Annotated in this window: 11 protein-coding genes and 1 pseudogene; 10 read left to right on the top strand and 2 right to left on the bottom strand. The window is 40.8% G+C overall.

Features of this window, described 5'->3' with window-relative positions:
* Window positions 1–439: 439 nt before the first annotated feature.
* A complete protein-coding gene (locus IQ224_RS17555; protein ID WP_002740526.1) occupies window positions 440–646 on the bottom strand; it encodes a type II toxin-antitoxin system HicB family antitoxin in 207 nt (68 codons plus the stop codon).
* 210 nt (window positions 647–856) lie between these two features.
* Here IQ224_RS17555 and IQ224_RS17560 point away from each other — a divergent pair, with 210 nt between their 5' ends.
* The 8 genes and pseudogenes from IQ224_RS17560 (at window position 857) to IQ224_RS17595 (ending at window position 7,805) form a co-directional block, all read left to right on the top strand.
* Complete coding sequence (locus tag IQ224_RS17560; protein WP_002740528.1) at window positions 857–1,102, top strand: DUF1902 domain-containing protein; 246 nt, start codon at window positions 857–859, stop codon at window positions 1,100–1,102.
* Window positions 1,103–1,527: 425 nt separating this feature from the next.
* Window positions 1,528–1,929: pseudogene (locus tag IQ224_RS17565) on the top strand (DUF4277 domain-containing protein); the annotation flags it as partial.
* A 461-nt stretch (window positions 1,930–2,390) separates the two neighbouring features.
* Window positions 2,391–3,437 (top strand): class 1 fructose-bisphosphatase, encoded by a 1,047-nt coding sequence (gene fbp / locus IQ224_RS17570; RefSeq protein ID WP_194033286.1) that lies wholly within the window; start codon window positions 2,391–2,393, stop codon window positions 3,435–3,437.
* 27 nt (window positions 3,438–3,464) lie between these two features.
* Entirely contained in the window at window positions 3,465–3,923 is a 459-nt protein-coding gene (locus IQ224_RS17575; RefSeq protein ID WP_036399280.1) for a hypothetical protein, read from the top strand.
* 51 nt (window positions 3,924–3,974) lie between these two features.
* Complete coding sequence (locus IQ224_RS17580; RefSeq protein WP_002740538.1) at window positions 3,975–4,166, top strand: hypothetical protein; 192 nt, start codon at window positions 3,975–3,977, stop codon at window positions 4,164–4,166.
* Entirely contained in the window at window positions 4,159–4,329 is a 171-nt protein-coding gene (locus tag IQ224_RS24310) for a type II toxin-antitoxin system PemK/MazF family toxin (RefSeq protein ID WP_002740540.1), read from the top strand. The genes IQ224_RS17580 and IQ224_RS24310 overlap by 8 nt, the downstream gene beginning before the upstream one ends.
* 465 nt (window positions 4,330–4,794) lie before the next feature.
* The gene (locus IQ224_RS17590; protein ID WP_084989878.1) at window positions 4,795–6,537 is read left to right on the top strand and encodes an ABC transporter substrate-binding protein; all 1,743 of its coding nucleotides are present in this window, start codon (window positions 4,795–4,797) and stop codon (window positions 6,535–6,537) included.
* Complete coding sequence (locus IQ224_RS17595; protein ID WP_002749623.1) at window positions 6,537–7,805, top strand: glycosyltransferase; 1,269 nt, start codon at window positions 6,537–6,539, stop codon at window positions 7,803–7,805. Before IQ224_RS17590 ends, IQ224_RS17595 begins: the two co-directional genes overlap by 1 nt.
* Window positions 7,806–7,907: 102 nt before the next feature.
* On the opposite strand, the gene IQ224_RS17600 is transcribed toward IQ224_RS17595, so the two are convergent.
* Window positions 7,908–8,495: a hypothetical protein gene (locus IQ224_RS17600; RefSeq protein ID WP_002749622.1), complete on the bottom strand. Its 588-nt coding sequence runs from the start codon at window positions 8,493–8,495 to the stop codon at window positions 7,908–7,910.
* A gap of 263 nt (window positions 8,496–8,758) precedes the next feature.
* On the opposite strand from IQ224_RS17600, the gene IQ224_RS17605 reads away from it, so the two are divergent.
* Window positions 8,759–9,982, top strand: coding sequence for a bifunctional oligoribonuclease/PAP phosphatase NrnA (locus IQ224_RS17605; protein ID WP_002749621.1), 1,224 nt, complete (start codon window positions 8,759–8,761; stop codon window positions 9,980–9,982).
* Between the two features lie 52 nt (window positions 9,983–10,034).
* Entirely contained in the window at window positions 10,035–10,529 is a 495-nt protein-coding gene (sixA, locus tag IQ224_RS17610; protein WP_002749620.1) for a phosphohistidine phosphatase SixA, read from the top strand.
* Window positions 10,530–10,726 lie beyond the last annotated feature (197 nt).

The raw sequence follows: 10,726 nt of genomic DNA on the forward strand, positions 1-10,726 counted from the left end.
AGTTTGGATTTTTTCAGCCTCAGCTTCCTGATGAAGAATCTTGGCTATCGCTTGAATATGTTGGTTAAGTTCTTGTTGTTGCTCTGGAGTCATTTTTGTCTTTTCCCCACTCTTTTCTCTATCCCATGCCCAATTGATGCTTTTGTCAAGTAGTTTATTTGTTCTTCAGCTTTGACTTGCTCCCATCTGAAATCCTGCTTTTTCAAATGCTTTAATTGCTCGTTGATGATGGCTCTTCGTTACTTGTTATGGTTCGATAGGGGGGCATAAATCAACAAAATCTTTATCTGGTAAGGGATTTAATTGATTAGTTCGCTTTAGATAAAAAACAATTGACAAAAATCGCCCAATGTCTTTCTCTATAAGGGTTCCATCCCTTATAACTCCCGTCTATTGCATAAGACAAACCGAAGAACCTTGATGATTAATTTCAGCAAGACTAGGCATGATTTAATTCAACTTCTACATAATAAGATTCGATCCCTTGATTCAACTCCGCAGCAACTTCTAAATAAGACTGAATTGCATCTTGAATATTATTGAGTGCTTCTTCTTTAGTTATCCCTTGAGAAGCACAACCGGGTAAACTAGGACACCAAACGGCATATCCCTCTTCTGTTTGTTTGAGATTGACTTGATATTGCATATTTTATCATCCCGTACTTAATTGAAAATTAGGCAGCACCTAATTAGGGTTGGATAGGATTGGGTGCTTTGTTCGTTTGATTCAATTATAAGCGATTCATCGGCAATCATCAAGAGTTGGGGATTGGTGGTAAGATTGTCAGAAAAGCGATCGCACTGTATAATCTTGATTGATATATAAGCTAATTCTACTCACTTGAACTAAATCATCATGAATCAAAAACCGTACCAAATAGAAGCATTTTGGGATCGAGAAGCGCAAGTGTGGGTAGCAGAGAGTGAAGATATTCCGGGATTAGTCATCGAAGCTGATACCATCGCAGCTTTAACAGCTAAATTACGACAGATGATTCCAGAATTATTACAACTAAATCATCTAATTACTCTTGAACCTCAAGCAGCGATAACTTTTGAACTCATTAGTCATCGTCAAGAATCAATTGAGTGCGCTGTTTAGATTGAATGGGGAGATTATCAGAATTGTATCACCGGGATGATAGCCGAAAAAAATCCGGCTCTTATAGGTTCTGTGTGATAAGTTTAACTTACAATATGATCGATCAATCTTTGTGTCCTTTGTGTCTTTGTGGTTCCTTCCACCCCCTCGCTAGGAGGAATGTATCTTAGAATACATTTCACCCACTAAATCCAAGAGAGCCAAAATCCTAGTCAATCAAACAATCAAAAAAATCATAATTTAGACAGAATTGGGTGCGTTGTTCGTTCATGGGTTGATTTTTTTTATCCGACACTCCGCACTTCAAAATGTAGCATAAAATAGCATAAACTCATTCAAGAAAAAATAAATAAAAATACTCAGAGAATTAGTCCCAAAAAAGTGAGACAATCAAAAAGCTCAAAAATCTATTAAAGGTACAAAAATTGTCTCCTATCTCAGAGGTAAAAATTAAAAACCTAGATCACTTAGGAATAGTAGCTGGACTAATTGACGAAATAAGAATAGTTGAAATAATCAACTCTAAATTAGGAATTGACTCCCGAGAAAAAATTTCAGCAGGAACAGTGGTCAAAGCTATTCTAATCAATGGATTAGGATTTCTTTCAAGGCCTTTATACTTATTTAGTCAATTTTTTGAAGATAAAGGAATCGAAGAATTATTGGGAGAAGAAATAAAAACCGATTATATCAATGATGATAAAATTGGGAGAGTCATGGATAAATTATACAAACATGGACTGAATGATATATTTATAGAAGTTGTCTTATCGGTCATCAAAAAATTTAAAATAGAGACAAAATATTCTCATCTAGAGGCCACATCATTGCTACAAAGGGAGCATCTCATTTATGCAAGTGAGTAATTATACTTATCCCTAAAACTGTTTTCTAGCAAGGCTTTCAAAATAGCTTGACATAAAAACCTGATTTAGGGGTTACAAAGGTGAGATGCTCCCAACTACAAGCTACAAATTAGTCCCCCTATAGAACCCCCTTGAGCCATCTTGCACACTTTTCTCTTTTTGTCAAATTTTATGTTAAGAAAGATGTGACTAATGGATAGCTTATCAAGGGGGGATCGAAACCAAAGTTTATCTTCAATTTAATTATAAACAGCTACTTATTGACCAAAATTTAATGATCAATGGGATAAAAATTAGCCAACTCTAAAACTGATCTAAAAATTAGCCCGCAATGGGAAAAATTTTGGCTAGGATCAAATCATAGTCATAATTGAGACTAGACGAGTTTCCCTTTTTTTACTTTATTACTGGCAATTACAGTTATGGTTAGCAATATTCCCTTTTCTATCCCCGAACATAGCCTCGATCGAGATTGTACCACCCTCTCCCGTCACGTCCTGCAACAACTACAAAGCTTTTCCCCCGACGCACAGGATTTAAGCGCAATTATGAGTCGGATTGCCCTAGCGGGGAAATTAATTGCCCGTCGTCTCAGTAAAGCGGGATTAATGGCGGACGTGCTAGGTTTTACTGGAGAAACCAACGTACAAGGGGAATCAGTCAAGAAAATGGACGTTTTTGCCAATGAAGTATTTATCTCGGTTTTTAAACAAAGTGGTTTAGTTTGCCGTCTTGCTTCCGAGGAAATGGATAAACCCTATTATATCCCAGAAAACTGTCCCATCGGTCGCTATACCCTACTCTACGACCCGATCGATGGTTCTTCCAATGTGGATATTAACCTAAATGTGGGTTCGATTTTTGCCATCCGTCAACAGGAAGGCAATGATTTAGACGGAGAGGCGCGGGATTTACTGCAAAATGGTCGTAAACAAATCGCCGCTGGCTATATTCTCTACGGACCCTCGACTATTTTAGTTTACTCGATCGGTCGCGGTGTTCATGCCTTTGTTCTTGACCCCAGTTTAGGGGAATTTATCCTCGCCCAAGAGAATATTATTATCCCCGACCATGGCCCGATTTATAGTACCAATGAGGGCAATTTTTGGCAGTGGGATGAGGCAATTCGCGACTATACTCGTTATGTCCACCGTCATGATGGTTACACAGCCCGTTACAGTGGGGCATTAGTGGGAGATATCCATCGAATTTTAATGCAGGGTGGTGTTTTTCTCTATCCGGGTACTGTTAAAAATCCCCAGGGAAAATTGCGCTTAATTTATGAAACTGCCCCCCTTGCTTTTTTAATTGAACAGGCAGGAGGTAAAGCTAGTGATGGGGTGACAAATCTTTTAGATATCGTTCCCGATAAATTACACACCCGCACACCTTTAGTGATCGGTAGTATCGAAGATGTTAAATTGGTGGAGTCTTTTATCGCCGATCGCCGTCATCGCGATCGAGTTTAACTTATAGTTTTATTTAGAGATATTGACATGGATTTACAATATCTGAAGTGGACTAAAAATGTAAAGCGAAACGATGGTACATGGGCATATCGGGAATATAAGGTTTCTGATTCCTTCAAACTGGCATGGAAAGACGATGAAGTCAATGCCAATAAACCCGAAAAAGATAGTTTGATACTACTCAGACAGCGAGGGTATGTTACCCATTTAGTAAAAGTTCTTGACTGCAAAGCCGAACGTGAAATTGGCAAGGATGATTACGACATCTATCGAATTGTTGAGGTGCTTTGGGCTATTGATTTTGATAATCCACCTGTATCAGCAAAAGCAGATAAGATGTTTGATTATCGAGTCAGGTATCAGGGTGGGAATGTGATGGAATTGGAGAAGTTACCGACTTTCAGACAGCGTTGGGATGACGATGGCGGTTTGGGGGGATTCCAAACTTACATTCAGAATTTATTGGGGCTGTCAAGGAATGACTAAGATCCTTGTTAAGCTTGTGTTATAGTATTGAGCAGATATAGGGCAACCGCTATGACTGCTATAGTTCAGGAACTTTTAGATACCTTTGACCGCTTGACAGACTCAGAGCGGTTAGATTTGCTATTAGAGATTCTGAAGCGGACAATTCACCTGGATTTTCCGCCCTTATCTGATGAAGATCTAGTCCTCAATGCCGAGGGAATTTTTCTAGAATTAGATGATCAGGAAGCTTCCTATGGATAGCCCTGATCGTGGTCAGGTTTGGCTGGTTGATCTGGGTTATGTGGCCAAAGTCAGACCCTGTTTGGTTATCAGTATTCCTGCGCTCAATCAAGAGCGTGCCTTAGCGACTCTGGTTCCACATACGACAAGCTCTCGTGGTTCAAGATTGGAAGTGAAAGTCTAAGCTCGCTTCCTTAGAGAAGGAGTCTTTGATGTACAAAACATCGTTACAATTCCCCATGCAAAGCTTTTGCGTAAATTAGGAAATCTGACATCTGAGCAAATGATGGGGGTTGAGAATGCGTTACTTTTTTGGCTAGGGTTTGAAGAGAGGAATGATCAAGAAAGCGAAGATTAGTCTGTGCTCTAGTTGCAGCGGAAACATAATCAATAGTTAGGGTTTGCGGCAAAAAGTTTTTCGTGGAGTGTGGGGTGTGGGGTTTTACCGGTTTTGAGGTGGCCAATTACCTAATTTTTAGGGAAAAAGTCCAGGGATTTTCCCCCTGATCACTCCCATACCTGGTACTTTTTGATTGACAAAAAGTCTAAAAGTCTTACCCAACAAGGTTTTTGGATTTATTCAGCAAACCCTATATAGCCAGACAAGGTCTTTACTTCTAAATAGTCGGACAGAAAAATATTAAAGATTATGGTGAAATTTTGGCGCAGATTAACGGTATTTTTAATTTCTTGTTTATTGCTGATTTCCCTAACTGCTTGTGGTAATCAAGTTAGACGCAATCAAGTGGTCATATCGGTATTAAGTGACCCAAAAACCTTTAATGCTGTTTTATCGGCCGAATCCCCGAATATTTTTGGTTTAACCTACGAAGGACTATTAACAGAAAATCCCATTACTGGCAAAAAAGAACCAGTCCTGGCAGAATCTTGGACAATTTCCGATGATAATTTGAACATTATTTTTACTATGAGAGAGGGTTTAAAATGGTCGGATGGTCAACCCTTAACCGTTGATGATGTGGTTTTTACCTATAAAGATTTATATCTAAATCCTGATATTCCCAACAACTACCGCGATAGTTTAAGAATAGGATTAAAAAAAGAATTTCCAGTTATCACTAAACTAGATAATCGCCGAATCGAATTTAAACTACCCGAACCTTTTGCTCCTTTTTTAGATGCTGTCAGTTCACCGATTTTACCTAAACACGCTTTAGAAAAAACTATTCAGAAAAAAAGCCCCGATGGTAGGTTAGAATTTCTCTCCACTTGGGGGTTAGATACTCCTCCCGATAAAATTGTTTTTAATGGTGCTTATAAACTAAAAGAATATATCACGGGACAAAGGATTATTTTTGAGAATAACCCTTACTATTGGAAAAAAGATGACCGTGGACAACAATTACCCCATATAACTTCAGTAATTTGGGCAATTGTTGAATCGCAGGACACAACTTTACTACAATTTCGTTCGGGAAGTTTAGATTCTATTGGGGTAACTCCCGAATTTTTCTCCCTCTTAAAAACCGAAGAAGAAAGAGGAAATTTTACTATTTTTAACGGCGGACCTGCCTACGGAACCCAATTTATCGGTTTTAATCTCAACCAAGGCAAACGCGACGGAAAACCCCTAGTAGAGCCAATTAAATCCAGGTGGTTTAATAACTTAAATTTCCGTCAAGCTATTGCCTACGGCATTAATCGTCAAAGAATGATTGATGATATCTATCGAGGGTTAGGACAAGAACAAAATTCTTTTCTTTCTATCCAATCGCCTTTTTACGATAAAACCCTGAAAGGTTACGATTACAATCCCGAAAAAGCCAAAGAATTATTATTAGAGGCGGGATTTAAGTATAATAGTGATAATCTGCTAGTCGATGCCGATAATAATCCCGTTAGATTTAACCTGATTACTAACGCAGGAAATAAAATCCGGGAAGCAATTGGGGCGCAAATTAAAAATGATTTAGCCGCAATAGGAATTCAAGTGGATTTTCAAGCGATCGCTTTTAGCAATTTAGTTGATAAACTAAGTAATAGTCTAGATTGGGAAGCACATATTTTAGGTTTTACCGGCGATAATGAACCCCACGCCCCTAATATTTGGTATGTAGATGGAAATCTCCACGCTTTTAACCAACAACCTCAACCCGGCAGCCCGCCAATTCAAGGCTGGCAAGCGGCGGATTGGGAGAAAAAAATCGCCTATTTATACGTCAAAGGTTCCCAAGAATTAGACTTTGAGAAGCGCAAAGTTATCTATAATGAAATTCAACAACTTCAACAGGAATACGTCCCCTTTATTTATCTTGTCAATCCCCTCGCTTTGGGGGCCGTGCGTAACTGCTTTGAAGGAATACAATTCTCCGCCTTGGGTGGTGCATTCTGGAATCTAGAAGAATTAAAGAAAACCTGTGGAGGTGTTTAATGACTCATTTTGGTTTACTCTGTCCTACAACTTCTGGACATATTTATTCTCTCCTACCTTTAGGAAAAGAGTTACAAAAACGAGGTCATAAAGTTACCTGTTTTCTAACTCTTGATGGTGAAGAAATGGTGCAAGCAGCCGGGTTAGATTTTCAGGCAATTGCACCGGACAAATATCCGAAAGGCACATCAGCCAAAAATTTAGCCGAAATTGGTCAATTACAGGGAACAGCCGCCGTCCGTCGCACGGTACAATCAGTGACTAATTCTACCGCTGCCCTCTTTGAAACTATCCCTCAAGAGATGCGTCGCTTGGGAATTGATGCCCTAATTGTCGATCAAGTCTCCCCCTCAGGAGGTACAATCGCAGAAAAATTAGCTATTCCCTTTGTCAGTTTTGCTGGGGCATTGGTTTTAAATCGCGATCCGCTTATTCCGCCCTTTATGACCACTTGGGACTATAATCCCTCATTTATCGGGGTTATTCGCAATAAACTTGGCTATAAACTCCTTGACTCTCTGACTCGTCCCCTGAATGAGTTAATCAACCGGCAGCGTCAAGAATGGGGGTTAATTCCCTATCAAAACATCAATCAACGCTATTCACCCATCGCCCAAATTAGCCAACAACCTGCCGAATTCGAGTTTCCTCGGCAAAATTTACCCGCTCACTTTCACTTTACCGGCCCCTTTCACGATTCCTCCACCAGAAAAACGATTCCTTTTCCCTACGAAAAATTAACCGGACAACCCTTGATTTATGCTTCCCTCGGTACAATTCAAAATCGCCTACAATCGGCCTTTAATGCGATCGCCGAAGCCTGTGCCGATTTGCCGGTACAATTAGTTTTATCCTTGGGCAATACCGACTCTAACATTCAAATAACCACCAAAAACGCCCTAGTTGTTCCCTACGCTCCCCAATTAGAGCTTTTAACCAGAGCCTCTCTTACTATCACCCACGCAGGCTTAAATACTACCCTAGAATCCCTTGCTCAAGCTGTACCGATGGTGGCCATTCCCATCGCTAACGACCAACCGGGGGTATCTGCTCGGATAAAATGGTCGGGGACCGGGGAAGTGATTCCGATTTCCCGTCTAGAAGTTCCCCGTTTACGAAAGGCCATTGAAAAGGTGTTATCCTTTCCCAGTTACCGAGAAAATGCCCTGAGAATGCAAAAAGCGATGCAGAAGACTGGAGGAGTGAAAATGGCCGCCGATATCGTTGAAAAAGCCATTTCTACCGGCCAACCCGTCCTATCGGTATAATAGCTAGGGTCTGCTGAAAAAGTTTTTCCTGGGGACAGGGTGTGACCAACTGTCTGCATTATAACCGATAGTGTCTGCCGCCGTTCCCTGTACACGCACTTGTTAGGCATCGGATTGGCTAGAGTGTATAAACTGGTGAAAGTCTGGTGATTTAATGAATTCTTGAAGGTCTTTTATTCCCTCTATAAATGAGGTTAGCATCCACCCAAGCTCTTTAAGATGAGCTAATAATCGAGGGTTTTGTTCATCCAAAAGACTGATTAACTTATAATAGTCTTCTATAGAGCTAGTATCGAGTAGCGCTAAATCTTCATGAATCAGCTTGTTTCGTTCCGCCACAATGTCTGAGAGAGCCTGTTTCTGAGCATTTAAGAAATCTGAGTCACTATAGGGAACCTTAAATGACAAAGACATACCTAACTCAGAAGAGTCTAGTTGAGCTTCAGACTGACTATCATCCACTAGCACAGTGTTATGTAATTTCTGAACTAGGCGACCTAATGTGTGCTTACGAAATCTCTCATAATTGTCAACCAACTGGTTATGGGTTGATGTTGATAATCCCTCGAGCTGACTAACTGAAAGTAGATACTTTAAAATACCTTCAATCTTTGAAAAATTAACTATATTTCTGCCTAGCTTTCTTAGTGCTTCAGTTCTAACTACTTCAATATCTATCGGTTTATCCATGATTAATGGTAAGCTGTTGACTATCTAAATTATCTATTTTAACAAGTAATGGCAGCGATGGTTAATTGCCCTCACTCCTGACCGCTCTCCCAGAACAAACAGGAGAGGTCTTTTGATAGACTAGAGTTACAGCCCGACAGTGGGGAGCTAGGGGCAAGAAAAGCTTAATATTTGAGATAAACCGATCGAGCCAGAATATCGTCTAGAATTAATTAGCTCAAAAAATCCCGACTGAATCTACCCTTAAGCAAACTTTTCTAAAAATGATGGCTGAATTACTGAGTCTAGTTCCTGCCAAGTCCCTCGAAACCGATGTAGTGTTAGGGGAAGCGCCGGCAGTATGTCCCCTTCCTCCAGTCACGGTTAGTAATGATACCCTACTTATTTCCCTGATTGATCGCCTGCGACGTACTTTGGAAAATCACCGCGGCGAAAATCAAATTGTGGTGATGCAGGATTTCCCAGATCCGGATGCTCTTTCTAGTGCCTGGGCCTATCAAATTATCGCCGAGCAGTACGATATTCACTGCGATATAGTCTATGCGGGTACTCTCTCCCATCAGGAAAATGTCGCTTTGGTAAAACTAACGGGTTTACCGGCTAAACGTTGGGGAGTCCATACCCTCAAGGATAGAGATCTCTCCGTTTATCAGGGTTGTGTTTTTGTCGATGGTCAGGGAACCAATAGTCAGTTAACCACTCTGGTTAAACAGGCAAAAATTCCCGTTATTGCCGTGATTGATCATCATACTCGCCAAGGGGATCTAGAGGCGGAATTTGTTGATATTCGTCCCCAAATCCGGGCAACAGCGACGATGTTAACCCAATATATCCAAAAAGGGTTACTGAATTTTAATACTAGCGATACCGTCCATGTTAAGTGTGCCACAGCTTTGATGCACGGATTGCGATCGGATACGAATAATTTAATGCAAGCGCAAGAATGCGAATTTATTGCTGCTGGTTATCTCAGTCGTTTCTACGATGCTCAATTATTAAACGCTGTCCTACAATCGGCCAGATCCCGACGGGTGATGGATGTGATTGAACGGGCCTTAAAAAACCGTATTATTAAAAATAATTATTCGATCGCCGGGGTCGGTTATTTGCGTTATGATGACCGCGATGCGATTCCCCAGGCTGCCGATTTTTTGGTGACAGAAGAAAATGTTCACACGGCTTTAGTTTATGGTATCGTTCACGATGAAGATGAGGATATCGAGTTAGTCATCGGTTCTATGCGTACCAGTAAAATTACCCTAGATCCCGATGAATTTCTCAAGGAAGCTTTCGGACAGGATAACCAAGGTCGCTTTTTTGGTGGTGGTCGTTATATGGCCGGAGGTTTTGAAATTCCTATCGGTTTCCTCGGTGGTTTTAATAATAATGCCGAATACGCAAAACTCAAGTGGGAACTGTATGACACCCAAATCAAACAGAAACTTTCCCATCTAGTTAACCCCGATGAAAAGGTAATTCGCACCTAGCTATCGGACCTCAGCTATCTATTATCATCGCCAAGACCGACCCGACACTGATATGAAACTTTATTTTGTGCGTCATGGATTAGCAGGACAATCGGAGGATTATCTCAACGATAGGGAACGTCCTTTAACCGAGGAAGGTAAGGCAAAAACTGCTAAAGTTGCCCAAAGATTAGGACAGTTGGGGGTGAAATTTGACCTAATTCTCACTTCCCCATTGGTGCGTGCCGTGCAAACCGCCGAAATTTTGCAAAAAGCGGGTTTAAGCAGTAAAATTGAGCAATTTAATCCCCTATCGCCCAATGGCAATATTCAAGATTGGGTGCAGTGGTGGCAAAAGTCCGACTATCAGCGAGAGGAAAACGCGATCGCACTGGTGGGCCACGAACCGGATTTAGGCTATTGGACGGAAATGCTGGTTTGGGGCAAGTTTCAAGGAAAATTATCGGTCAAAAAAGCGGGAATAATTGGTCTAGAGGTTCCCAATCAGGAAAATCCCCTAGGTAAGTGTCAGTTATTCTGGTTGACAGCGCCAAAATTACTCCTCTAAGGTGGGACTTTCGGAAAACGCGAGCGAGAATTGTCTCTAGTCAAACCCTAGAACCGAGACAGCATCAGCAATACAACCCACATTCCGCACCCTAAGCTGTCACAGAGAGAAATTACGGAGAGAAAAAATCAAAGTGAGCATAAAAATAAACATAAGGAGCGAAAAAAGGCATTTGAGAAACAGTAAAGCACCAAAAA

It is taken from the genome of Microcystis sp. LEGE 00066, assembly GCF_015207925.1.
Lineage (GTDB): Bacteria > Cyanobacteriota > Cyanobacteriia > Cyanobacteriales > Microcystaceae > Microcystis > Microcystis ichthyoblabe_A.

Coding starts and splice junctions, on each gene's coding strand:
- IQ224_RS17555 (WP_002740526.1), bottom strand. CDS start 646: ATGCAATATCAAGTCAATCTCAAACAAACAGAAGAGGGATATGCCGTT.
- IQ224_RS17560 (WP_002740528.1), top strand. CDS start 857: ATGAATCAAAAACCGTACCAAATAGAAGCATTTTGGGATCGAGAAGCG.
- fbp (WP_194033286.1), top strand. CDS start 2,391: ATGGTTAGCAATATTCCCTTTTCTATCCCCGAACATAGCCTCGATCGA.
- IQ224_RS17575 (WP_036399280.1), top strand. CDS start 3,465: ATGGATTTACAATATCTGAAGTGGACTAAAAATGTAAAGCGAAACGAT.
- IQ224_RS17580 (WP_002740538.1), top strand. CDS start 3,975: ATGACTGCTATAGTTCAGGAACTTTTAGATACCTTTGACCGCTTGACA.
- IQ224_RS24310 (WP_002740540.1), top strand. CDS start 4,159: ATGGATAGCCCTGATCGTGGTCAGGTTTGGCTGGTTGATCTGGGTTAT.
- IQ224_RS17590 (WP_084989878.1), top strand. CDS start 4,795: ATGGTGAAATTTTGGCGCAGATTAACGGTATTTTTAATTTCTTGTTTA.
- IQ224_RS17595 (WP_002749623.1), top strand. CDS start 6,537: ATGACTCATTTTGGTTTACTCTGTCCTACAACTTCTGGACATATTTAT.
- IQ224_RS17600 (WP_002749622.1), bottom strand. CDS start 8,495: ATGGATAAACCGATAGATATTGAAGTAGTTAGAACTGAAGCACTAAGA.
- IQ224_RS17605 (WP_002749621.1), top strand. CDS start 8,759: ATGATGGCTGAATTACTGAGTCTAGTTCCTGCCAAGTCCCTCGAAACC.
- sixA (WP_002749620.1), top strand. CDS start 10,035: ATGAAACTTTATTTTGTGCGTCATGGATTAGCAGGACAATCGGAGGAT.